Raw genomic sequence first — 24,059 nt, forward strand, 5'->3', positions numbered from 1 at the left:
AGAGTGAAAGAGTGAATGAGATTTGTCGTTTTTACACTCATTCGCTCTTTCACTCATTCACTCATTAATTGGCTATATAACTCTATATGCTGTCTGGCGACTACGTCCTCTGAAAAGCGTAATTCTGCCGACTGACGGGCAGCCTGACGTAACATTTCCGGGTGCTGATGAGTCAGAACAAAAGCCATACCATCGGCCAGCTGTTGTGCTGACCCGACATCTGCCAGATAGCCGTTCTGCTGGTGGTCGATCATTTCGGGAATGCCCCCAGTCCGAAAGCCAACAACTGGCGTTCCGCAGGACAAAGCCTCAATAACGGTATTAGGTAGGTTGTCTTCCAGCGAGGGTACAACCATCGCATCGGCTGCATTATAGGCCGCTACAATAGCGTCTTCAGTCGTCAGAATGCCGAGGTGTCGTACCGTAAACGGCAATTCATTGAACAGATAGGAACGGCCCTTCCCAAAGATCAGCACTTCGAGTTCCAGGTCGGGTTGCTGCTGATGAAGCAGGGTTAGCGCTTCCGCGAAATACCGGAATCCCTTGCGTGAATCTGTTACGTTTGCACTGCCGAATAAGAGCCGGGGTATGTCTGTATCTGGAATTTCAATCCGGGCATTGGCTACCGAACGATCAATAGGCTGAAAGATCTCCTGATCGATTGCGTAGGGAATGATCGTGAACGGGAATGATCGTAGCAGCTTACTGCGGATACCTTCATCTGATAACCACCGGCTTGGGGGCGTAAAATGGATGTTAGCATCAGCGAAAGCCGCGTTTTTCTTCTCGAAGATTTTGTACGACAGATCGTGCTCGCCCGGTTTTTTAAGATAAGGACATTGCCGACAGTGCGTCAGATAGTGATCACAGCCACGCGAATAATGGCACCCACCCGTAAACGCCCACTGATCATGAAGCGTCCAGACTATGGGTTTACCCAGATCGATCAGCGCACGCAGGCCATCGAGGGACAGAAAGCCAAAGTTGATCCAGTGCAGATGCACAATATCCGCTTGCTGAATAGCCTGATGGAAGTCCAGAGTAGCCCCAAATGCGGCTGGTGAGAACTGAAACCGAACCGAGTGGTCGCGTTCGTAGGGAAGAAAATACAAACGTTCGGCCACAAATCGACCGAACGCAGTTTGTTCAGCCAGGAAATTATTGGCCAGATACATAACGCCCGGCGCCGGGCGGTGTTTTTCCTGACGGTTCGAAGTGCCGACCAGTAGCGTGCTTTCGACTGATCCGCCGAACTGCCCAGCTTTCAACAAAGCCTGATGCAACCGGTTGGCAGCTACGGCTGCTCCGCCAAAAAGATGGTAGGTGCTCAGGTGCGTAACTCTCACGGGCGATAAGCGAAAATATTTAGTTGCAGATCCATCACATCATTGCCGCGGTAACGGTGATTGATGAACGGTCGAATGCGCGATTGGTTGCTGTCTATATAATAACGGAATCCATTTTCTTCCAGAATCTGCACAACCGCCCCGAGGGTTTGTGGATGCCCGATGTAGGCATGATATTCGATGAACAGATTACGAACATGGGCCAATGCATCATGGCAATCCATCAGAACATCGGTCTCGGCTCCTTCAATATCAATTTTCAGCATATCGACACGGAGTTCCCGCAGCAGGTAGTCCCGAAGACGAACCGACGGCACCCGTCGACGATTGGTTTCTGAGAATAGTGAGGCCGAATCGGCTTCGCCACTCCCGAAATCGATCCCTTCATCATTGACCCAAACCGCCTTATTAACAACCTCAATGCCTTCGATCCGATTGGACGTTAAGTTCTGGCTGAGTACAGCACCAATGTCGGGATCGGCTTCAAAAGCAATAATCCTGGCTTTGGGGTAATTCTGCCGGAAATAAGCCAGGCTTGAGCCAATATTAGCCCCGCAATCCAGAATGACTGGTTCAGCCGAATCTGTCTGAAAACGGTACGATTCGTCGGCAAAAATCTCTTTGAACTGCCACACAAATGAAAGTGCATCCGGCACCTGAAAACGGTAATGCAGAAACGGAATCATACCGCTCTGGTGACGCGGTCGACCGGCATACCGAAAAAATAGCCACAACAGATGGCGTCCGTTAGGCGTCTGGATCGCTCGGTACAGGTTCGTGAAGAGATAGCGAAAAAGCCACATAAATACCTAGGAATACGAAAAACCAATGCCAGCTCCGGGATACCAGTGTTCTTTTGGAACCTCCTGATAATAAACGAACTTACGCCCTACCTCAAGCGACAACCGCGACAGTACGCCCGTTTCGTGGGCATTGTCGCTTAAAAGAATTCCGGTCGGGCTCAGCTTTGGCAATACAACCCGGTATTCATCGTGTTCGTACTGCGACGAATGGTCGCTGTCGTTGATGAACAGATCAATTGGGTCGCTGAAGGCTTTCAGGCTTGTGAGTGAGTCCCCATAAAGCACCTGTCCAACTTCCCGATACTGTCCATCGAGCAGATAACCTGCTTTGGGCGCAATGTCAGTGCCATAGTAACGACCCGGTTTGCCTTCGGCGCGATTACGAAGTAGTGCCGAGCAAAGCAAAACCGCTCCTAATCCTTTGTCGACTCCCGTTTCGATCACGACACCGGGCTTGCGAATCCGTACGAGTGCATACCAACCCAGCCGCCGGCCAAATTCGACGCGCAGGTCGGCCACCCGACGATAGGACGAGGTTTTGGTTTTTTCCAGAATATACTGACGGAGCACATCATCGGTCTGGGCTTCCCGAATATAGGTTAACACGGTTTCTGGTTTAACATTGGCCACCACGGCCACCGTATGAGCCAGATACAGAATGTTATCCTCCGTTAATTCGTAGGTGAAGTTGGTATCCTCTCGTGAGGTTACGCCCCAGCGCAAAATTTGTCCGTACCGGTAATTATAACTTCGGCTGGCCTGTCTGATTCGGGGCAAAAAGTTAACGACGGGCGATTTACGAACTTTATACAGAAGATCGAGTCCGAATAGTTGGATAAGGAGTTTCCGCATGGTATAACGGGAGGGTATGCTTTGTTAAGCGTTTAATTTTTTGATGCGCTGCCAGACGGAATTCATCAATTCGCTGGCATCGGGTGATAGATTGAACACATAAACGCCTGCCAGAAACAGCGCGGTTATGGCCGACGAACGTACTGCAACATCGATGCCTAATAGCAACCATGAGCCCGTAGTATGTGGCACCAGCTCAACCAGAAACCAGACCAGGGCAGCTAGTGCAATAACGGCTGGGTTACGCCAGGTAAATGGCTGAAGGCCAAATTTGATGCCCACCAGCACTGTCCGGGCAAAATTATACAAGAATGTGGCCAGCACCGCACCAACGGCCGCTCCATTCATACCGTATTGTGGAATTAGCAGTTTATTGGCCAGTATAGTAACGAAAATCAGCAATACGAAAAAGATAGAATCGTAGGCATAATACCGTGATGTGCCCAAAATTACACCATTAACGCCGGTCGCCATATCGATCAGTTTGCTCAGACCCAGCCATAAGATCACGTAATAACCGGCTTCGTAACCGGCCGGTAGTACGGCAAAAACAGTGGGCAAGTTGACCGCAACACCAACAAAGACAAGACAGCCCGCAATGAGTTGATTAAGGCAGCTTTTGCGGTAGATGGTCATAATATTGTCCATATCGTTGGCCTTCCACGATTCGGCAATAAGTGTGCCCGATACTTTGTAGAGTGCCGTGGCGGGTAAGGCGATCACACTGGCAAAGTAGGAAGCCGTACTGTATACACCCGTATCGTCGAGCCCTTTACTGGTACTGAGCATGGCTTTATCGATGGTCCAGATGATCTGGGTTGATAATGCCGTGGTTAAAGTAAGGGCTGAATAGCGAATCAGATTGTTTCGCAGCTCGGGGCCAACAGCGATGAAACGGCGGTTGAGGAAGAGCGACTCATCCTGGGCTACGCTGTAAATCATCAATATCATAGGTACCAGAAAGGCCAGTAGCCAAACGCCCAGAAACTGGGGAAACGTAACCCAGCCGAACCAGTAGAGAATGCCTGCCAGCAAAATAAGCACGCGCTGTACTAGTTGCTGGAGCAGGGTGCCTGTAACGGGGTCATACAGGAGTCGGGCGTAGTTGTCGAATACGGCAAAAAAAACCGTAAACAGCATCAGTGGAATGAGCAGATAATAATAGTCGACAAACAGCGCTGACTGAGCCTGATATTGCTCAATTACCCACGGACGGGCCAGCCATAAAACCAGTGCGCAGAGGCAGCAGCCAAGAATGGTTGTCAGGGTCGCGATGAATAGATAGCCGTTATGCTGCCGATCGATATTGCGGAAATACGGAAAATATCGCCCACCAGCACTATTTAATCCCAGATTCGATGCCTGAGCCAGAACGAGCGACACCGAGACAAGCAAAGACAGTAAGCCTACCTGTTCTTTACTGAAGAGATACGGAAAAAATAGACCCTGTGTCAGAAAGCCGACCCCTACCCCAGCATAGGAGTAAATCGAACTCTGAATGGTCTGTCGTTTAATTATACCCACGTAGTGAATGTTGAAAGCATAAAAGTATGAATGAGTGGCCCGTGCATTAGTCTACGTGCTCTTGTTCTTTCACACTTTCACTCATTAAACTCCACTGGAGAGCCGTTCCGGCAGCAATGTCGGTCGTGGCAGTTCTGCCCAGAACATCGTTGTAGTAGCGCGTGTGTAAACCGTTTGCGGGACGGATACTGCGCACGTTTTCGGGCGTAAACGAGTCACCCGCTTTTACATCCTTCACGACATAGAGTGAGCGCTTGAATTGCAGGCTTTTCTCCTCTTTAGGGGTTAGGGTATAGCTGACCTGGCCCATTGCCAGAAATGCCCGCTCCGTTTCGATGACTAAATTTTTCAGTTCGTCGGGTTCAAGCGAAAATGCAGAATCGACACCACCATCGGCGCGCCGTAGCGTAACGTGTTTTTCAAGCACAACCGCTCCTAGAGCCACCGCTGCTACCGCTGCGCCAATGCCCATGGTGTGATCCGAAAGACCAACCGGAACATCAAACAATTGGCGCATGTGCGGAATCGTGACGAGGTTTGTCGTTTCGGGCGTAGCCGGGTAAGTGCTCGTGCACTTGAGCAGGATCAGGTCTTTACAACCATTTGCGCGTAATACCTTTACCGACTCATCGAGGTCTGCCACCGAAGCAACCCCCGTACTCATGATAACCGGCTTTCCGGTCTGGGCAATCTTTTTCAGCAGGATATGGTCCGTATTCTCAAACGACGCGATCTTATATAAGGGAACATCGAGCGATTCTAAAAAGTCAACGGCGGTTGTATCGAATGGTGAGCTAAAGGCAATCATGCCCCTTTTTTGGGCATGTTCGAAAATCGGTTTGTGCCATTCCCAGGGCGTATAGGCCTCGGCGTAGAGTTTATACAAATTTTTATCGGCCCAAAGCGACTTGGTATCCCGAATGTAAAACTCTTCGGAAGCGCCGTTGAACGTGATCGTGTCCGGAGTGTAGGTTTGTAGCTTGAGCGCATGAGCGCCAGAGTCGGCCACAGCGTCAACGATTTCGAGCGCCCGATCGAGCGATTGATTATGATTCCCCGACATCTCAGCAATAACAAACGGCCGATGCATTGGGCTAATGGTATATTGGGCAACCTGAATCGGTTGATTTGCTGTCATAATTGTTGAAACCGTATGAATCGTTTAATAGCTCCCGAAGTCCGTTTTTAGGTAATTGAATAGCGGTTCGGGCTTATACGGTCTTACTATAAACGAAACTTGGAACGCCAAATTTACCGCTTTCATGCGAGAATTTGAATCCTGCTTTGGTAAACGAACGAATGGAGCCCTGATTATCAGGTCGGATATAGGCGTGAATGGTTATGGCTCCCCACTGCTTTTTACAGCTTTGACACCCCTGACTGATGATCTGGCTGGCAAATCCCTGACCTCTGAATCGGACATCGACCGATACCCCAACAATAATCTCGTCGGGCATATCGGCGATGGGAATTCGCTCGAATCGCACCTGGCCAACGGCCTGACTCTTTTCATTCTCAAAAACCAGGAGCAATGCGTCAGGGCTGACCAGTTTGCGTGAAAACCAGGTCGTATGCGTCTCCAGCGTAATGGGCGTAGTATTGAACGACTGACGACGAGTTTCGGGATCATTGGCCCAGTCGAAATAAAGCCGGGCATCGGCAGGTTTAGCTTTTCGGCAGGTAAGCATAGGCGTAATGCTGAAAACGGTTTGCCCTGTTAACGCGTCAACTGATGAAACAAATCGCGAAACCGTTCGGGCGAGCGACCATCGAAAAAGCGACGCTGATTGGCCAGCGACTCGGTTACGGTGTCGGGCGAGAACTGAAACGATTGTATGGATAGCTTCAACAGTTGATCCAGACCAAGAACGGGTGTTAACCGGGTCAGCAAGGTAGGAAAGTTGACCGACAAGGCCAGTTTCTCTTCCGAAAGAAATTGCGCCAGCCGCGCCTGATTGTCGGCAGTAACGACGGCAATCAAGGCCCGATTTACGGCACAGACTTCATAGGAAATCGTACTACAGGCTGTAATGGCCAGACTGCATTGATACAGCTCCCGAGTCATCTGACCAGCGCTGAGGTTTTGTCGAATTGTTAGCTCAGGCAATTGAGTACGGAAAGCCTCAATCGATGATCGGTCGGGATGAAATGGCCCTAAAACGATATGGACAGGTAGCGATGCATCTACCTGTCGAATGGCTTCCAGTACAGTTAGCGATATATTCTGAGGATCGGCACCACCTAAACTAACGAAGATGGGTCCGGCGAGGGGAGCTTCGCCAAAGCCTTCTGGCCGAAGAAATTCAGGCCGAAGAAGGGCGTAGTGTGGTCCCAGGAAAAACCGGGTATATGATTCAGTCTCATAATCATTGGGCACAATGCCACCGGCATGATTAATGATAACATCGGCTACCTGATGCCCTATCGCCAGATCGTCAATGTAAACGAGCCGTTTCGCCCGCGAGCGCACTGTTTGCTGAAATGCTTCGTCGAACGAATAACCGTCCAGCACGACAATATCCTGCGATTCAATGACTTTCAGAAATGACTCAAGAGACGACGATTCGGGTAAGCTGATAACTTCGGCATCTGCTTTCCCGATCAATGAACGAACATCCGGGGTTGGCTCGACAATGGCGAATCGTATCAGAAATTCGCCTTTTAGCATCTCGATCAGGGCCAGACAACGCATCACGTGTCCCAGCCCAATTTGTGCGTTGCCGTCGGCGCGAAATAGCAGTCGTTTCATCAGGTGTTTGCTAAGCAATGACTGGATACATTATACATCCTGCATCAGCCGTAGTTTAAATTTGAACTCGGCAACCTGCCAGTCTTCTTCCGTGTCGATATCATGAGCCTCCATCTCCGGGACGATAATACCGCCCGAATGGTCAGTGATCAGACGTAGAGTCTGCTCAAACGTTTTTGTGTTGAAAAGGTAAAACTGACCTGCATCGTGGTAGGCCGGTTCCAGGTCCTGCGACCGGGTAAGGGCATGTTCTGGTTGAAACCATTGTACTTTTTCATCGTTTAGCAACACCGCCCGCTGAATTGGAAAACCAAATCGCTGAATCGGATACACGGTATCGAACTGCTTATCAGTAAGGATTGAAAACGCCCGCTGAAGCAGAGTTGGTGTTATAAATGGTGCAGTAGGATAAAGACAGCACGCATAGTCATAAGCTGATCCCTTCTGTGCATATTGATTCAGCACCTCACGCAACACATCGGCAGTGGTTGCGAAGTCATTTGCCGTTTCCGCCTGACGCATAAACGGTACAGATGCGCCATAGGTCCGGGCAATTCTGGCAATTTCTTCATCATCCGTAGACACCATTACCTCGCTGAACAGACCAGATTGCAGAGCAGCATCGATTACATAAGCAAGGATAGGTTTGCCCAGAAAAGGCCGGATGTTTTTGCGGGGGATGCGTTTACTGCCGCCCCGCGCCGGAATGATGGCTATATTGCTCATGCGCCTACAAATTCCTTCACCGATGCAATAACGTAATCCTGCTCATCAGTTGTTAATGTCGGGAACATGGGGAGACTTAAGCAACGGGCGTAGTATCGTTCTGCATTCGGAAAATCGCCCGGTTTCCAGCCAAATTGCCGGTAGTAGGGCATCAGATGCACCGGTATGTAATGTACCTGGGCTATAATATTTTTCGTTCGCAGAAAATCGTATAACCCTTTTCGATCATCGGCCTGAATCACGTATAAGTGATACGCATGGCTTACGCTAATGGGTGGAATAATAATTGAAACATTGGTGTTAGAAAACGCTTCGTCGTATCGTTTCGCTATTTCCTGCCGACGAGCAAACATGGCATCAACACGCTGTAGTTGGCTGGTTCCCAAAGCCGCCTGCATATCGGTAAGGCGGTAATTGTAGCCTAACTCCTGCAACTCCATATACCAGCCACCACGCTCGGGTTCGCCGACGTATGGTTCTGTCCATTCAGCTGGCTTGTTGGTAATGCCATGCGTACGGAGCCGGAGCAGGTGCTTATACAAGGCTTCGTCATTGGTTGTTATCATGCCTCCTTCGCCAGCCGCAATGTGCTTGACTGGATGGAAACTAAAAATGGCCAGATCGGCCAGCGAACCGTCGCCACAACGATGGATGACTCCATGCTGATCCATAAACGACCCGCCTGGTGCGTGGCAGGCATCTTCCAGAAGCCATAAACCATAATCATCAGCCAGGTCACGAAAAGCAGCCATATCGACCGGATAACCCGCAAAATCGACCGGGATGATTCCAGAAAAGTATCCTTTAGGATGCTGTTCGAGCACAGCCCGCACCGCATTTATATCGAGCAGAGCCGTTTTTGGATCAATATCTGCAAAATAGATCTCGCCACCACAGTAACGCACACAATTGGCCGATGCCGAAAAAGTAATGGGTGTAGTAATCACCCGCGTTTCCGTAGTGACGCCAAGCGCCATGCAGCAGAGGTGCAGTGCGGCTGTGCCATTGGCGATTGCAACGGCATACTGACTGCCGATATAGCTGGCAAAAGCCGTTTCGAAGGCGCCGATATGGGGCCCCTGCGTCAGAAAAGGGCCGCGCAGTACGTCGGCAACGGCAGCGATATCCTCGTCTGCAATATGCTGTCGACCGTATGGAATGGGGTGATTCATTCTGGATAAATGGATAATAAAGCATGGATTATGAGCCTTACCTGGCAAAACCTCATTCCACCTCCTTCACTGTTCATTATACACTGAAATTTGGATCGACATGCTCCCGAATCTGATCCCGTAACTGATCGACGTTGAGCCATTCGGTATTCGTGCCTGAGTTGTATTTGAAACCCATCTCTACTTGCCGACCATCAAATGCCTTCATGTAGTCATCCATACTCCAGGTCGGTGTTGAGGGCGTAATGACGTAATATTTATCCGTCTCGACGGTGTTGAGCGAATCGGTTTCAGTAATCATTTCCTCGTGAAGCTTCTCGCCGGGCCGGATACCGACTAACTTCTGCTCACAATCTGGACCGATGGCCGTGGCTACATCGGTAATGCGGTATGATGGAATCTTAGGCACAAAAATCTCTCCACCCCAGGCATGCTCCAATGCATACAGAACCATGTCTACGCCTTCTTCCAGCGAAATATTGAAGCGTGTCATTTCCGGGTGCGTGATGGGTAACACACCATCTTTTCGTTTTTCCAGAAAGAACGGCACTACTGAACCCCGTGACCCGATCACATTACCATAGCGAACAACCGAGAACCGAAGGTCACGGCTACCTTTCATGTTGTTGGCCGCCACAAACAGTTTGTCGGAGCACAGTTTGGTAGCCCCATACAGGTTAATGGGCGCAGCTGCTTTATCCGTTGAAAGAGCAACGACACGCTTCACACCATTGTCCAGAGCCGCATTGATTACATTCTCCGCCCCAAAAACATTAGTTTTAATGCATTCCATGGGATTGTATTCGGCGGCAGGTACCTGCTTGAGTGCGGCTGCGTGAATGATAATATCGATTCCCTCGCAGGCCCGCTTCAGGCGCTCACTATCGCGCACATCGCCAATGAAAAAGCGAATGGACTTATATGTTGAATTCGGATAATACTGCGACATCTCAAACTGTTTCAGCTCATCGCGGGAGTACACGACCAGCCGTTTAATATTCGGATAACGCTGGTATACCATCTCAATGAATTTCTTGCCGAAAGAGCCCGTGCCCCCTGTAATGAGAATCGATTTATTTGTGAGATCAAGCATTGTTAGTAGGTAATGATAAGCGGCTGATAGTTAGTCCTAAAATGCTCTATTTGCTCGCTACAGGCCATTTGATTTGTGTTCGTTCAAAGGCATCGATATAGCTTTTCGCACTGGCGTTCAAAATCGTGACGCCCTTGTGATCGGCATAGTTACGGATAACTTCGTAACCTCTGAAAACTTTATGTAAGGATAAGAACTGCGAAGCCATCGAAAACGTGCGTTGGCGGTACTTATCTGAATAGACAGGCTGGTGGGTTACATCTTTGGGCTTGTCATAAAAGTGAATCTGTTTGATCAGTAACTGATTCTGATCATTTAGCCGGATCTGTTCATGCCAGGATGTGTCGGCTCCAAAAAGATAAATGGTCTCAAACCGGCGATTGATCATCAGGGTGAGTGCTGCAATAATAACGGTCTGTGCCTGAGGCATTCCCAGTCCTTTTGAATAGAGCCAGTAGGTCAGCCACCGAAAACCACTGACAACGGTATAATTGAAATAGACGACCTTAATCTGGGGGTTCCCGCGCTCAATTTGCCCAAGCAGATAAGATCCCTTTGCAAAATGCGGCACGTATAGCGACATTGGCCAGTTTACATGTTCCAGAAAGATCGATAAGGTTCGGCGGATATCGTCGCGGTCGGTGGTTTGTTCGGTAAAAACAAAATAATTAGGGTCCGAAATGACGTAATCCTGCGGGCGAAGGCGGAGAAAGATATCGGCGTGGGCAAAATTATTGACGCAAACTACTTCTGTTTGTTGGATGAAGTCGAAATGGTCAGCCAGCGACTCATTCAACGAAGGGCCATTTCCCAATACGGAGCAGACAGGCAACTGCCGGATAGGTAATCGAGCCATATGGCGGCCACGAATGACAACTTTTACCAATGACAGAAGCGATTTGACGAATTCGCTCAGGAATTGATTTACAGAATTAAAACCAGCTTCAAGCATGCGGTCGGCACCAGACGGGAGCCACTTTTTTCGACAAAATAACGAAAAAAATGCCACATCAGATGGCTATATACATGGAATACAGGATTAACCAGCTCATGATTGATGCCTACCTGTTAATACTTGGTTTTTATGGAGAAAAGGGGTTATAGTGTTTTCTCAAAGATAAGCTTTGGTGAAGACTGGGCACCGAGATTTTGCTTGAACCGTATAAGGCTGGGTTTTGGCCGACGATCGGCATCCAGTGAGACACCCAGATCGAGCAACTGAATGTCCTGTTGTTGGCAATATGTAAATAGCCCATCGATAAGCATAACCATTGGGCTAAACGATTGATAATCGGGGTCTGATGCGGGCATGAAATTGTAAAGAATATCCTGCCGTACTCGTACTGCTACGGTTAGGGCGGCTAGTTTAGCACCGTCTTTTACGGTGAACACATCGAATTGATTGGAGAAATCGGTCAACAAACATGTTAATCGTTCAGGACTTAAGCTTGGCCTATACCCTTTTTGAAGCCATATATGCTGTAAAAAAGTTACCACTTTGTCAATATTGGGCGTTGCCCAATGAGCGAATTGGAAGCCAGCCTCTCTACATTTTCGTAATCGTCGGCGTTCAGATCCATCAATGTTCTCTTCAAAGGAATTTTCGGAAATAGACAAAAAGAAATTCTGATCTTTTTTGAGCACTCTGAACCCCTGCTTGACTAATGTATCTGTAAGGCGTTCTGCTTGTTTAGGTGCGTAACAATGCGGATAATTGACCAGACGCAGCGTAGAAGCCCCCGCGAAACGAGCTGTCTCCTGAAGCGATTGGAGCAACTCGTCTAATACAGTATCTGGCAGATTTTCTGCGAATTCGACGGACCCAAATGGAGCAGCTTTAGGACTAATTGCCCCCTCTGTACCAACAAAAAAGGCGCATCGGGCTTCAGACCGGCCAGTACGTTGATTAAGAGCCGTGAGTAGATGAAACATTCCCTTCTGCTGTCTCAAGTGTTCGCTTTCATTAAAGAAAAAGCCAGGCTGGCAAAACTCGGAAATGTCGGCAGTTGGTGGGTTTTGCTGGCTAATAATAATATAGTCTGTCATAGGCTCCTTTAGCCCAATTGAACTTTAGTAGATTAAATAACCTTTAATGAATACAAAACTAATTGAGCTGATTCGAATTTCTATGGCAACAATTAAATTTAATTGAAACGGGAGTGACAAGTAAAGGTTGGTTATAAAGTGATATCAGGTTGTAGTAGTACCATATTACACTGTTTTAATGTCAAGAATAATAAAAAAACAGATTGTACATTTTTCCAAAACCTCAAATTTTTGTAGTCTTTATAGTAGTTTTTATATGATAATAATTGAAATACTGTAATATATATTGATTTTTGCTATACTATTTAGATCATAAATAGTCAAAATAAAATAATCGGCAACAGGAATGATCTTTAAAACAGGGTGACTTAGTAACCGGAACAAAGTCGAAATCAGTATACATTTGTTTTGGGCTGAGTCGATGCGCAATTCATTGGTGGTTATACAAAAAAGATTGTCACTCTGGTGAACATCCTCAATGTATACCTGTCAACCAAAATATGTACCGATTACTATTCGTACAATAAATAGTATTCGGCCCACCGATTGTAAGAGAGAATATGTCAAATTAAAAATCCCGGCGATCTTATTTCGCCGGGATTTTTTGTTAATGCGTCTACGGGCAATTTGTTTAGAGAACGTGTTTTTTCTTCCCTAGCTGGGCGTATACTAATTGAATGATACCATCTTTCAAACCCAGATCTGGAACAATAATCTTATCGGCTCCAGCCCATCTCATAACGGAAATATAAATCCCGGCGGCTGGTACGATCACATCAGCACGGTCGGCATTCAGACGGAGTTTGTTGATACGGTCTTCCTGGTCAAAACCAGCGATGTAATCACGAATCCGTTCAATTTCTGAAAGGGTTGTTTCTAATTCAGAGGTTTTAGACGCCAGGTTGAATAATTTACTGATGTTACCTCCGGTGCCGACAGCAATAATTTCTTTAGTCGAATCGATATTATCCTCAACCCAGTCTTCAATTTTTCGCCAGGCCCCTTTGGTTTCTTTGCCTTCCAGTAGCCGCACCGAGCCGATTTTGAACGATTTGGAATTGATTTTCTGGCGATTCTCATAGAGATTCAGTTCGGTGCTGCCACCGCCCACATCAATATGAAGAAACTGCCGTTCATCAAGCGCCTGAACTACTACATTATTAATAAGTTCTGCTTCTTTGCTCCCATCAATAATGTTAATCTTAATGCCTGTTGAGGCTTCGATCCGTTTAGCGACCTCGTGCCCATTGGAGGCTTCGCGCATGGCCGATGTAGCGCAGGCCATATAATCTTCCACTTCATGCAGTTCCATCAGCAGTTTGTAAACCTGCATGAGTTTGGCCGTTCGGGCTTCACTTTCAGGAGTAAGCTCGCCAAAATTGAATACATCGTGCCCCAGCCGAAGCGGGAACCGTACGTATTCGACACGCTTGAAGCTAACAACGTTGTCGTTATGTAACACCGTTGAGATCTGCAGACGAGCTGCATTGGAACCGATATCGATGGCTGCTAGTTTCATCAACTATAGTTAGGTAGTGACCAATTCGCCGGAGTGGGGAATGAGCGAACCAGTGAACGGGATTAGTCACAAACTAGTCGCCTATTCATTAATTCGCTCATTCAAAAATTCGCCCAAAAGTAAGCTATTTTTGGGACTATGGGTAGAATATGTATCTTTGCATAAGTGCTTATCAAGAAAGACGGAGGGATTGGACCCAACGATGTCTTGGCAACCAGCCGCTTACTATACAAGTAGGAAAAGGTGCCGCATTCCACCCCAATTTTTTGGGGACAGATAAGTTAGCGTTTCTGCTTCCTTCCCCTGTTTTGATAAGCCCCGGTTTTTACGCTATACTATTTTAAGGCCGCTATTGGCGTGCTTTTAACTCTATAAATTTTGTATCAATTGGAACTGATTACAGACCTTCTGAAACAAAGAATTCTCGTTCTCGATGGTGCCATGGGAACGATGATCCAGCGGTATAACCTGACTGAAGCCGATTATCGGGGTGAGCGCTTTAAAGACTATCCGCACGATGTAAAGGGAAATAATGATTTGCTGTCGATCACGCAGCCGCAGATCATTCAGGAAATCCATAAACAATATCTGGAGGCAGGTGCCGATATTATCGAAACCAATACGTTCAGTGGTACATCCATTGCCATGGCGGATTACCACATGGAAAAGCTGGCCTATGAACTGAACTATGAGTCAGCACGCATTGCAAAGGAAGTAACTGAGGAATTAACAAAGCAAAATCCGGATAAACCGCGCTTTGTTGCGGGAGCAATGGGGCCTACAAACCGGACTGCTTCTCTTTCGCCCGACGTAAATAATCCGGCGTATCGGGCTGTTACGTTCGATGAACTGGTGAATGCCTACTATGAGCAGGTAAGTGGTTTAGTAGAGGGGGGCGCCGACCTGCTGTTGGTCGAAACGATCTTTGATACACTGAATGCCAAGGCGGCTATGTTCGCCATTGACAAGTATTTCAATTTAAACCCGCAGCAGCCTGTTCGCCCAATCATGATATCCGGCACCATTACTGATGCCAGTGGTCGGACATTATCGGGTCAGACAACCGAAGCTTTTTTATATTCAGTTTCACATTTGCCCCTGCTCAGTGTAGGGCTCAACTGTGCATTGGGGGCCGAATTGATGCGGCCTTATATTCAGACGCTCTCGAAAGAGGCACCGTTCTTTACCTCGGCCTATCCGAACGCGGGCCTGCCCAACGAATTTGGTGAATACGACGAAACGCCGGACATGATGGCGTTGCAAATCGAAGATTTCATTAAAAGTAGTTTTGTCAATATTGTTGGCGGTTGCTGCGGCTCTACACCTGATCACATTCGGGCCATTGCCAACGTAGCGGCCAAATATCCGCCACGACAACTCCCAGAGCCTGAACCCTATCAGAAATTGAGCGGCCTGGAGCCGCTCAAAATTACGGAGCAAACGAATTTCCTGAACGTTGGTGAACGAACCAACGTGACCGGTTCTAAGAAATTTGCCCGGCTTATTAAAGAAGGTAATTACGACGAAGCACTGAGCATTGCGCGTGGTCAGGTTGAAGGCGGAGCGCAGGTGATCGACATTAACATGGATGAAGGCATGTTGGATTCGGCAGAAGCTATGAAGACTTTCCTGAACCTGATTGCTGCCGAGCCTGATATTGCCCGTGTACCCATCATGGTCGACTCATCGAAATGGGAGGTCATTGAGGCAGGGCTGAAATGCGTCCAGGGAAAAGCCATCGTAAACTCTATTTCGCTCAAAGAAGGCGAAGAAGCGTTCATTGAACGGGCCCAATTGGTTAAACGCTACGGTGCAGCTGCGGTTGTGATGGCATTCGACGAAACCGGTCAGGCGGATTCGTACGAGCGTCGTATTGAAATCTGCGAACGAGCTTATCGAATTCTGGTCGATAAAGTTCATTTCGCCCCGCAGGACATTATTTTCGATCCCAATATTCTGACTGTTGCAACGGGAATTGAGGAGCACAATAACTACGCCGTTGACTTTATCAATGCTACGCGCTGGATTAAGCAAAACCTGCCGCTGGCTAAAGTCAGCGGGGGTGTATCGAATATTTCGTTCAGTTTTCGAGGTAACGATGTTGTACGCGAAGCCATGCACTCGGCCTTTCTGTACCATGCAATTCGGGCAGGGATGGACATGGGTATTGTCAATGCCGGGCAATTAGAGGTTTATGACAATATTCCAAAAGATTTGCTGGAACGTTGCGAAGACGTGCTGTTAAACCGTCGGGACGATGCCACGGAACGGTTAGTCGATTTCGCCGAAACCGTAAAAGCAAAGGGCAAAGCGATCATACAGGACGAAAGCTGGCGGCTCGAACCTGTCAATGAGCGGCTCAAACATGCGCTTGTAAAAGGAATCACGGACTATATCGATCAGGATGTAGAGGAAGCACGTCAGCTAGTTGAGCGTCCATTGCACGTCATTGAAGGCCCATTGATGGATGGGATGAACGTTGTGGGCGATCTGTTTGGCGCTGGAAAAATGTTTCTTCCACAGGTTGTAAAATCGGCACGGGTCATGAAAAAGGCCGTGGCTTATCTGACGCCCTTTATCGAAGCCGAAAAATCGGGAGAAGGCTCATCATCGGCCGGAAAAATCCTGCTGGCAACCGTCAAGGGCGATGTTCACGACATTGGCAAAAACATTGTTGGTGTCGTATTAGGCTGTAATAACTACGAGATCATTGACCTTGGCGTGATGGTCCCAACGCAGAAAATTCTGGATGCCGCCCGCGAACATAACGTTGATATTATCGGGCTGAGCGGATTGATTACGCCCTCTTTAGACGAGATGGTTGGAGTGGCTAAGGAAATGGAACGCCAGGGATTCACCCTGCCCTTACTGATTGGTGGAGCCACAACGTCACGTATTCATACGGCGGTTAAAGTTGATCCGCATTATTCGGGTCCGGTCATTCACGTACTCGATGCCAGCCGGAGCGTTCCGGTTGCCGGTCGGCTTGTTAGTGAAACCGATGCTACTCGCGAGCTGATTTTTACTCAAATTAAAGCGGAATATGCCAAACTCCGCGATGACCATGCCAAGCGTCAGAAGGAGAAAAATTTGTTGGGAATCGAAAAAGCGCGCGCTAATCGTACCGTAATTGATTGGCAGAACTTCGAGCCGACCAAACCAACTTTCCTGGGCAATCGCTATTTCGATGATTATTCGATTGCAGAACTAGCCAATTACATCGATTGGACGCCTTTTTTCCAGACCTGGCAATTACACGGTAAATATCCGGCCATTTTCGACGATGCTGTCGTTGGGAAAGAAGCCCGTCAGCTGTTCGACGATGCAAATCAGCTCTTGCAGGAAATCATCGACAATAAGCTGCTGAAAGCCAAAGCTGTGGTTGGGTTCTATCCGGCTAACTCGGCCGATGACGACGTCTTGCTGCACGATTTTGAAGAGAACGTACGCGATGTTCCCTGCGAACGTCATGGTTCACATCGGCACATCGAGTATAAAATCAGCAAAGCTCAGTCGCAGACGGCAGTGAGTCCGGCAGGGGAATTAATATATGATACTAAAACGGTGCTTCATTTCCTGCGCCAGCAGAACCAGAAAGCGCCAGGATTGCCAAATTTCTGCCTGTCTGACTTCATCGCTCCCTTAGAAAGCGGTCGGGAAGATTATATCGGCGGGTTTGCCGTTACGGCTGGAATCGGTATCGAAGCATTGATCGACAAGTTTGAGCGCGACCATGACGACTATAACAGCATCATGGTGAAGGCGATTGCTGATCGGTTGGCTGAAGCATTTGCGGAACGGATGCACGAACGCGTACGAACAGAATTCTGGCCGTATGCCGCTGGTGAAAAATTGAGTAATGAGCAATTGGTTAAGGAAGCATATCAGGGTATTCGCCCTGCTCCGGGCTACCCAGCCTGTCCTGACCATACTGAAAAAGGTAAGCTGTTCGATCTGCTGGACGCCAACAAAATCGATATTGAACTAACCGAAAGCTATGCTATGTACCCAGCGTCTTCGGTGAGTGGTTTTTATTTCTCACACCCCGAATCAAGGTATTTTGCGGTCGGCAAAATTAATAAAGACCAGATTCTGGATTATGCGCAACGGAAGAATATGCCCGTAGAAGAGATTGAACGTTGGCTGGCTCCGGTGTTGAGCTATGATGCGTAGAAAATCAACTAGTCTATAAAAAATAAAAAAGCAGATGCCCCGAAGAAAAATCTTTGGGGCATCTGCTTTTTAACCAGAATCGAATTATTAAGGCATCAATACTGTATCGATAACGTGAATTACGCCGTTTGACTGATTCACATCTGGAATCGTAACCGTTGCTACGCCACCTTTAGCGTCTGTCAACTCAATTTTCTTGCCTTTTTGCATGGCTGTGAGTGTACCACCGGCAACCGTAGTTAGGGTTGCCTTTCCACCACCATCTGCAATAGCTTTCATCAAATCGGCAGCACTCATTTTGCCCGCCACTACATGGTACGTCAGAATGCTGGTTAACATGGCTTTGCTTTCTGGCTTGACCAATGTCTCAACGGTACCTTTTGGAAGTTTGTCGAAGGCTTTATTCGTTGGTGCAAACACCGTGAATGGGCCAGGACCAGACAGTGTTTCAACAAGGCCAGCTGCTTTAACAGCCGCTACCAGTGTCGTATGATCCTTTGAGTTCACTGCATTTTCGATGATATTTTTCGAAGGATACATGGGAGCTCCACCAACCATAACGGAATTTTCCTGAGCAAAAGAAAGATGGCCGATCGTTAAAAAGGTAATTAGAGAAACAAATAATTTGAACGTTTTCATGTCGTAAGTTCAGTTGAAAAAAAATGATTACTGTAAATGAACTGTGTGATCGATCGACGTGAAGACTTACGCAGGTAGGCAGGGCTTTGGATTTAAACCGGCAAAAGATTTTTACGTAAGCGTCAATAAAGGTGGGTTATCTGGTGAGTAATGGGACGTTAATGGGGCTTGAATGACATAAAAAAAACCGCCGGGTTTGTGTCCCGGCGGAAGGATCCTTTTAAAGGGTGCATGTGGATGGATATGCGGATAAATCAGCCATACAAAATTGGCTCACTAACAACTACTTATTCAGGGGGAATTCACCCAAAGCTATACGGGGAATATACGGTTTTAGAGGAAGGTATTTTCCCGTATTTTAGAGTAAAATCCCGTATTTTAAAATTTAGATAATTGATTATTAAATAGTTACACATTAAACAAATAAGGTGTTTATCGGTAGTGATGTTTCTATTTACCTCAATATGAATTACCTTAGCCCTGATAGAAATTTCCCACTATTTATTCATACCATTATGCTAGAATTCGTATTCAAACGGACAGAACTAAACGACTTGATCCAGTCGTCGGGAGCCCCTGCTGACGGCAATGTTGTTATTCGGCTGGCGTTTTCACCGGGTGATAATAAAGTATTCCCGGCGCGTGTGACCGCCTTTTGCGAGGATGCTGGTGGAAAAGCTCTGGGTGACGATGAGATTAGCGGTTGCCCAAGGCCTCCTGGCTGCGAGTAATTACAAAAAAGAAATGTTGATACCTGATTTCGCTTATAATGTGGCCAGTTATTAGAAGAGCCATTGATTACTTCGACACGGTCCCTCCTTTGCTGTTACTGATCCTGGCTATAACCGTGATGGTTCGGCCAAAGAGGGACTATGTTTTTTATTACATCTGTTGTCAGTTCATATTCAATGGCTATGCCAATCTCCTGAATGAACTTTTAAGAGATAACCTGTTTGTCTACTCACTCAATTTTACATGGTCTTATTTTATCCTTTCACTCTATTTTATTGAAGTTTATAATTCCCCTGTTTTAACCAGACTTATACTGTTTATTGTTGTATTATTCCAGGTTGATTCGCTGTTCAACATTGAGCAGGTTACTTCTGAGATGACATTCAATAGCATCTCTTTTGGGATTATTAGCCTGTTAATCACCTTTTATTGCTTACTCTACTATACCAAACAGTTATCTACACAGCCTAAAGAAAACATCTTACATGTTCGTAATTTTTGGTACGTAAACGGTATCTTTACTTACTACGCCAGTAATTTTTTTATCTTTCTGACATTCAATACGTTAGTGAACAGACATTATACCAATATCGGTATAATATGGAAAATTCATAACGTTGTTTTTCTGGTGATGTGCATTTATTTTTTCATTGGATTACAATGCAAGCCTTCGCTGGAGAAATCGGAATCGTCATTATAGCAACTCTTTTTTTGCTCTTAATAACGGTCGCTCCTATTTTATTCGTGCTTATGCATCAACGTCAATATCATCGCTACTTATCTGATAAAGAGGAGATTAAAAACTTAAACCAGCGCGAACTTCTTCAGTCTCAATTAGAAATCCAGAATCAGACTTTTCAACAGATTGGCGAAGAACTTCATGATAACATAGGCCAACTGCTTACGGTAGCGCTCATGCGGCTAAATACACTCGAAGACGAGGTTATCGACCCAGATGCTCAGCAGTCTGTACAGCAGACCCGTGAGATCATCAGAACGATCATCACTGATGTGCGGGCGCTGGCTAAAACACTTGATCACGATACGGTTCGACGATTTGGGCTATTGGCTAGTCTGACCCTTGAACTCGAACGGATTCAACGGACTGGGCGTATCCAGATACAGTTTCAGACGAGTGGTGAGACGTATTCGCTTGGTGAACAGACCGAGACAGTGTTATTACGCATGACTCAGGAATCGTTGAACAATGCGCTCAAACATGCTCAGGCTCAGAGCATAACAGTTTCAGTCGACTATCAGCCGACCCTATTTATACTCTCAATTTCCGATGATGGTCGTGGATTTGAATTAGAGGATGTAGCTAAACGTGCCCTTGATAAAGCTGGTGTAGGATTGACCAATCTTTATCGACGGGCCGGGCTGTTAGGAGGAACCTGTAGTATCGTTAGCCACCCCGGTGCTGGTACACGCGTCGAAATTAAGCTACCGCGTACGTAAACCGTTTAAAATATAAACGGTTGTTTTTCTAAAAATACTTACATCCGGGTATTGTCTACGATGGTGTAACTACCTACTTTTCAGGGATCAAACCACATCCAGCCATCGTACCCATGCCAACTTCCATTGCTATTGCCGATGATCATCGTCTATTGGCCGAGGCCCTTTCCGACTTAATCCAGAAATATGATAATTACGAAGTCCTCTATGTAGCCGCTAACGGTCGTGACCTGTTAAACCGACTGCACCAAGGACCTGTACCAGACATTGCACTGGTTGATTTGAATATGCCCGAAATGGATGGTTTTGAAACGGCCGTACAACTTCGTCAGCATTACCCGGCAATACGTGTGCTGGCTCTTTCAATGACTGATCGTGAAGAACATATCGTTCGCATGATTCGGAACGGCGCGCGTGGTTATCTCCTCAAAGGATGCCGACCTGCTGAGCTTCGCCAGGCTCTGGATGAGGTTATGGCTAAAGGGTTTTATTATTCTGATTTCCTGACTTCACAACTTATTCGTAGTTTAAATACACCCGAATCGGGAAGCTCATCTTCCTATTTCAACCTTAATGGTCGTGAATATGATTTCCTGAAATTGGCGTGTAGTGAGCTCACATACAACGAAATAGCCGATCGTATGTGTGTGAGCCCACGAACTGTAGATGGCTACCGCGAGGCTGTTTTCCAAAAAATGGGGGTTCGAACCCGGGTCGGTATGGTTATAGAGGCCGTACGTAACGGGTTAATCGAGTTATAGGCCGACCCAGATCGAGTTTATGTGTTTCTGGCACTGAATGCCTGCCTGAATTTGTGGATCAGCGAATAGACACTTGTAGCAATTGGCGACCTAATTCATGAATTGAGGCCTCCAGCCGTTCTGCCTGCTCGACGGAAGGAAATCTCGAACCTGTCATGAATCGATTAATCGACTCCATATCAATGCCAGCATGGCCAGCAATGTGATTGGCTTTCAGCTGTTTAAATAGATCCCAAACGGCGGTTGTGTCATACACGGGCTCGAATATAATCGACTCAAATGTCGAGCGATAGCATACGTTTTCATCGGTTGCACAGTCGATAAGAACCGTCCGCAAGGTATTTATTACATTTTCTACACTATTACCGCGAGTTGCCGCTAATAGACAGGGGGTTTCTATACGACCCCAGATGGATTTTCCTTGCTTTTCCAGAATAACATTAAACGCCTTGGTGTGACGAAGAACCGTCGTCCAATGGCTGGTGCCTCCTGACTTATGGGCTGCCCGTACGGTAGCATTAAGCGTACCGGTTGGCACTTGCTCTAAACCAGTAGCAGGAATAATAAAGCAGGTAGCATGGTTTCTGGTCGAGTGTCCCAACAGGCTATGGGTTTGATGCTTTTGGATAACTTCCCAACCTTTTTCCTGGAGTAACCTATTAAGTGCTGAAATCTTCATAGGGAAAGAAGCTTGTATATAACGAGATAGACATGTAAATATAATACTGGGAAGGAGACTAAACGGGCCGTTTAATTAATTTTTTAGTATGTTTTTCTCTCTTTCATAAACAAAATAGTATCCACAAGTTATAATATTGTTTTTTTTGGTATTTATTTAAAATAATAAAGAATCTATTTAATATATAAGTTGACATAATAAAATTTATGTAACCATATTTCAATATCATAAAAAAATAAATTGTTGATATCATATAACAGATACATGACTTTTTGCCTATTTGTACGAAACGTTAGCTCAAAAGCCAATTGATAAGTGTCTAACCTTACTGCAAATCAATGCTTAAGACTAAGAGTGTATCGGGACTTAGTAGTTAGTAAGTGATGAAATGATACGCTAATTCCTACTACTAACTCGGTTCTGGAGGGCCAGCTTAAGGCATTGTAGCACAATTAACAGGAGCGGTGCGGAGAAGGTCTTCAGTAGTTGTGGTAAATGTACACTTCTTCCCGTAATAACGAAAAGCCTCATACTAATATATTTTCCTTCGTTTAATAAAGTCGCAAAAACAGTTTCCAGATAGAGCGTTATTAGCTATTCTCCGATAGGAGAAAAACAGTATTATGAATTGATCTGAATCCTGACTCTGGTAAGTTTCAGGGCCATGATTCGAATCAGTTGAATTGGCATTTACAAACAAAGCACGCTTTGCCGATACCAGCGAACGAAGCGATTGATACCTTCTTCGATATGAATCGATGGTAGATAACCTATTCGGTTACTGGCTCGATGTAAATCTGCTGAGGTCAGTGTCACGTCGCCAGGCTGATTGGGTTGCCAATCAATAACGGCCTTTTTACCTACAGCCTGTTCGATCAGACTAACCAGATCGCGAAGATTAACGGAAGCGACACCACCTATATTTAACAGGTCAAAGCCATTCAGATGGTTGATGGCCTGACTAATTCCCATTACTGTATCGTATATATAGGTATAGTTGCGGGACGTACTCCCATCGCCATAAATCGTAATGGGCTGTCCTCCATACATTTTCTCAGTAAATCGGCTAATGGCCATTTCGGGGCGCTGACGAGGACCGTAAACGGTGAAAAATCGGAGGCAGGCTACATCAAAGCCATGCAGATGATGATAGGTATGTGCCAATAATTCCGCTGACCGCTTCGACATCGCATAGGGTGACAAAGGCCGATTTGCTTCGTCGTCTTCCCGGAATGGTACAAAACTGGAGTTACCATAAACGGATGAGGAGGAGGCCATCACTAAACGCCGGACGTTTGTTTTCCGCATCGCTTCGAGTAGCGATAACGTACCGTTAACGTTGACATCGATACACAAAGCCGGTTCGCGAACCGAATCCCGAACACCCGTCCGGGCAGCCAGGTGCACAACCGTATCGCACGTATATTGACGGAGTATATCCGTCAACAAGGCCTGGTCGCGCACATCACCCTGGACAAATCCGAAATTAGTATGCTCTTTAAATAAGCGTAGGTTTATTTGCTTTCTGCCGGGGTCATACTGGTTATCAAAATTATCCAGCCCAATCACGGTGTGACCAATTGTAAGCAGATGTTCGGTTAGATGTGAGCCAATAAAACCAGCTGCACCTGTGAGTAAAATTCTCATAGATAGGAATGCTTATCAGGTTGAACCACTGGAAGATCCGGTAAGGGACATTGTTTCAGAATAAACATAGGTGTGGCATTCTGATTGTTCAAATCTAAATTTTACGGTAGCTTTCCATAAAAAAGCGTATTAGTTTTGGG

The 24,059-nt window shown here is 46.6% G+C and carries 20 protein-coding genes and 1 riboswitch; of the genes, 4 read left to right on the plus strand and 16 right to left on the minus strand.

Features of this window, described 5'->3' with window-relative positions; genetic code table 11:
• Positions 1-53: 53 nt before the first annotated feature.
• The 13 genes from G8759_RS28980 to G8759_RS29040 all read right to left on the minus strand — a co-directional run bounded on the left by G8759_RS28980 (position 54) and on the right by G8759_RS29040 (position 13,830).
• Positions 54-1,346: a glycosyltransferase family 4 protein gene (locus G8759_RS28980; protein ID WP_167216254.1), complete on the minus strand. Its 1,293-nt coding sequence runs from the start codon at positions 1,344-1,346 to the stop codon at positions 54-56.
• The gene (locus tag G8759_RS28985; protein WP_167216256.1) at positions 1,343-2,149 is read right to left on the minus strand and encodes an FkbM family methyltransferase; all 807 of its coding nucleotides are present in this window, start codon (positions 2,147-2,149) and stop codon (positions 1,343-1,345) included. The genes G8759_RS28980 and G8759_RS28985 overlap by 4 nt, the downstream gene beginning before the upstream one ends.
• 6 nt (positions 2,150-2,155) lie before the next feature.
• Positions 2,156-3,001, minus strand: coding sequence for a class I SAM-dependent methyltransferase (locus G8759_RS28990; RefSeq protein WP_167216258.1), 846 nt, complete (start codon positions 2,999-3,001; stop codon positions 2,156-2,158).
• A gap of 24 nt (positions 3,002-3,025) precedes the next feature.
• Positions 3,026-4,525, minus strand: coding sequence for a lipopolysaccharide biosynthesis protein (locus tag G8759_RS28995; RefSeq protein WP_167216260.1), 1,500 nt, complete (start codon positions 4,523-4,525; stop codon positions 3,026-3,028).
• A gap of 46 nt (positions 4,526-4,571) precedes the next feature.
• Entirely contained in the window at positions 4,572-5,663 is a 1,092-nt protein-coding gene (pseI, locus tag G8759_RS29000) for a pseudaminic acid synthase (protein ID WP_167216261.1), read from the minus strand.
• A 73-nt stretch (positions 5,664-5,736) separates the two neighbouring features.
• Positions 5,737-6,213, minus strand: coding sequence for a GNAT family N-acetyltransferase (locus G8759_RS29005; protein ID WP_167216263.1), 477 nt, complete (start codon positions 6,211-6,213; stop codon positions 5,737-5,739).
• Positions 6,214-6,242: 29 nt separating this feature from the next.
• Complete coding sequence (gene pseG / locus G8759_RS29010; RefSeq protein ID WP_167216265.1) at positions 6,243-7,274, minus strand: UDP-2,4-diacetamido-2,4,6-trideoxy-beta-L-altropyranose hydrolase; 1,032 nt, start codon at positions 7,272-7,274, stop codon at positions 6,243-6,245.
• A gap of 30 nt (positions 7,275-7,304) precedes the next feature.
• Positions 7,305-8,000, minus strand: a complete 696-nt coding sequence (gene pseF / locus G8759_RS29015) for a pseudaminic acid cytidylyltransferase (RefSeq protein ID WP_167216267.1) — start codon at positions 7,998-8,000, stop codon at positions 7,305-7,307.
• Complete coding sequence (pseC, locus tag G8759_RS29020) at positions 7,997-9,172, minus strand: UDP-4-amino-4,6-dideoxy-N-acetyl-beta-L-altrosamine transaminase (RefSeq protein WP_167216269.1); 1,176 nt, start codon at positions 9,170-9,172, stop codon at positions 7,997-7,999. Before pseC ends, pseF begins: the two co-directional genes overlap by 4 nt.
• A gap of 76 nt (positions 9,173-9,248) precedes the next feature.
• Positions 9,249-10,265: a UDP-N-acetylglucosamine 4,6-dehydratase (inverting) gene (gene pseB, locus G8759_RS29025; protein WP_167216271.1), complete on the minus strand. Its 1,017-nt coding sequence runs from the start codon at positions 10,263-10,265 to the stop codon at positions 9,249-9,251.
• Positions 10,266-10,311: 46 nt separating this feature from the next.
• A complete protein-coding gene (locus G8759_RS29030; protein WP_167216273.1) occupies positions 10,312-11,217 on the minus strand; it encodes a motility associated factor glycosyltransferase family protein in 906 nt (301 codons plus the stop codon).
• A gap of 146 nt (positions 11,218-11,363) precedes the next feature.
• Positions 11,364-12,311, minus strand: a complete 948-nt coding sequence (locus G8759_RS29035; RefSeq protein ID WP_167216275.1) for a GNAT family N-acetyltransferase — start codon at positions 12,309-12,311, stop codon at positions 11,364-11,366.
• Positions 12,312-12,942: 631 nt separating this feature from the next.
• A complete protein-coding gene (locus tag G8759_RS29040; protein WP_167216277.1) occupies positions 12,943-13,830 on the minus strand; it encodes a Ppx/GppA phosphatase family protein in 888 nt (295 codons plus the stop codon).
• Between the two features lie 166 nt (positions 13,831-13,996).
• Positions 13,997-14,113: riboswitch (SAM riboswitch) on the plus strand.
• Positions 14,114-14,271: 158 nt separating this feature from the next.
• On the opposite strand from G8759_RS29040, the gene metH reads away from it, so the two are divergent.
• A complete protein-coding gene (metH, locus tag G8759_RS29045) occupies positions 14,272-18,003 on the plus strand; it encodes a methionine synthase (RefSeq protein ID WP_394353267.1) in 3,732 nt (1,243 codons plus the stop codon).
• Positions 18,004-18,090: 87 nt separating this feature from the next.
• On the opposite strand, the gene G8759_RS29050 is transcribed toward metH, so the two are convergent.
• The gene (locus tag G8759_RS29050) at positions 18,091-18,642 is read right to left on the minus strand and encodes a fasciclin domain-containing protein (RefSeq protein ID WP_167216279.1); all 552 of its coding nucleotides are present in this window, start codon (positions 18,640-18,642) and stop codon (positions 18,091-18,093) included.
• Positions 18,643-19,157: 515 nt separating this feature from the next.
• On the opposite strand from G8759_RS29050, the gene G8759_RS29055 reads away from it, so the two are divergent.
• From G8759_RS29055 to G8759_RS29065, 3 genes are all read left to right on the plus strand, one after another.
• The gene (locus tag G8759_RS29055; RefSeq protein WP_167216281.1) at positions 19,158-19,373 is read left to right on the plus strand and encodes a hypothetical protein; all 216 of its coding nucleotides are present in this window, start codon (positions 19,158-19,160) and stop codon (positions 19,371-19,373) included.
• 751 nt (positions 19,374-20,124) lie between these two features.
• Positions 20,125-20,832, plus strand: a complete 708-nt coding sequence (locus G8759_RS29060; RefSeq protein ID WP_232073982.1) for a sensor histidine kinase — start codon at positions 20,125-20,127, stop codon at positions 20,830-20,832.
• Positions 20,833-20,945: 113 nt separating this feature from the next.
• The gene (locus G8759_RS29065; protein WP_162386757.1) at positions 20,946-21,593 is read left to right on the plus strand and encodes a response regulator transcription factor; all 648 of its coding nucleotides are present in this window, start codon (positions 20,946-20,948) and stop codon (positions 21,591-21,593) included.
• A 58-nt stretch (positions 21,594-21,651) separates the two neighbouring features.
• On the opposite strand, the gene G8759_RS29070 is transcribed toward G8759_RS29065, so the two are convergent.
• Positions 21,652-22,272 carry a hypothetical protein gene (locus G8759_RS29070; protein ID WP_167216285.1) on the minus strand — a complete coding sequence of 207 codons (621 nt, stop codon included), beginning with the start codon at positions 22,270-22,272 and terminating at the stop codon, positions 21,652-21,654.
• Positions 22,273-22,962: 690 nt separating this feature from the next.
• The gene (locus G8759_RS29075; RefSeq protein ID WP_167216287.1) at positions 22,963-23,919 is read right to left on the minus strand and encodes a GDP-mannose 4,6-dehydratase; all 957 of its coding nucleotides are present in this window, start codon (positions 23,917-23,919) and stop codon (positions 22,963-22,965) included.
• Positions 23,920-24,059 lie beyond the last annotated feature (140 nt).

Source organism: Spirosoma aureum, from assembly GCF_011604685.1.
Taxonomy (GTDB): Bacteria; Bacteroidota; Bacteroidia; order Cytophagales; family Spirosomataceae; genus Spirosoma; species Spirosoma aureum.

Excerpts from the sequence above, each read along its gene's own strand:
- G8759_RS28985 (WP_167216256.1), bottom strand. The coding sequence starts at position 2,149 with ATGTGGCTTTTTCGCTATCTCTTCACGAACCTGTACCGAGCGATCCAG.
- G8759_RS28990 (WP_167216258.1), bottom strand. The coding sequence starts at position 3,001 with ATGCGGAAACTCCTTATCCAACTATTCGGACTCGATCTTCTGTATAAA.
- pseI (WP_167216261.1), bottom strand. The coding sequence starts at position 5,663 with ATGACAGCAAATCAACCGATTCAGGTTGCCCAATATACCATTAGCCCA.
- G8759_RS29005 (WP_167216263.1), bottom strand. The coding sequence starts at position 6,213 with ATGCTTACCTGCCGAAAAGCTAAACCTGCCGATGCCCGGCTTTATTTC.
- pseG (WP_167216265.1), bottom strand. The coding sequence starts at position 7,274 with ATGAAACGACTGCTATTTCGCGCCGACGGCAACGCACAAATTGGGCTG.
- pseF (WP_167216267.1), bottom strand. The coding sequence starts at position 8,000 with ATGAGCAATATAGCCATCATTCCGGCGCGGGGCGGCAGTAAACGCATC.
- pseC (WP_167216269.1), bottom strand. The coding sequence starts at position 9,172 with ATGAATCACCCCATTCCATACGGTCGACAGCATATTGCAGACGAGGAT.
- pseB (WP_167216271.1), bottom strand. The coding sequence starts at position 10,265 with ATGCTTGATCTCACAAATAAATCGATTCTCATTACAGGGGGCACGGGC.
- G8759_RS29030 (WP_167216273.1), bottom strand. The coding sequence starts at position 11,217 with ATGCTTGAAGCTGGTTTTAATTCTGTAAATCAATTCCTGAGCGAATTC.
- G8759_RS29035 (WP_167216275.1), bottom strand. The coding sequence starts at position 12,311 with ATGACAGACTATATTATTATTAGCCAGCAAAACCCACCAACTGCCGAC.
- G8759_RS29040 (WP_167216277.1), bottom strand. The coding sequence starts at position 13,830 with ATGAAACTAGCAGCCATCGATATCGGTTCCAATGCAGCTCGTCTGCAG.
- metH (WP_394353267.1), top strand. The coding sequence starts at position 14,272 with ATGGGAACGATGATCCAGCGGTATAACCTGACTGAAGCCGATTATCGG.
- G8759_RS29050 (WP_167216279.1), bottom strand. The coding sequence starts at position 18,642 with ATGAAAACGTTCAAATTATTTGTTTCTCTAATTACCTTTTTAACGATC.
- G8759_RS29055 (WP_167216281.1), top strand. The coding sequence starts at position 19,158 with ATGCTAGAATTCGTATTCAAACGGACAGAACTAAACGACTTGATCCAG.
- G8759_RS29060 (WP_232073982.1), top strand. The coding sequence starts at position 20,125 with ATGCATCAACGTCAATATCATCGCTACTTATCTGATAAAGAGGAGATT.
- G8759_RS29065 (WP_162386757.1), top strand. The coding sequence starts at position 20,946 with ATGCCAACTTCCATTGCTATTGCCGATGATCATCGTCTATTGGCCGAG.
- G8759_RS29070 (WP_167216285.1), bottom strand. The coding sequence starts at position 22,272 with ATGAAGATTTCAGCACTTAATAGGTTACTCCAGGAAAAAGGTTGGGAA.
- G8759_RS29075 (WP_167216287.1), bottom strand. The coding sequence starts at position 23,919 with ATGAGAATTTTACTCACAGGTGCAGCTGGTTTTATTGGCTCACATCTA.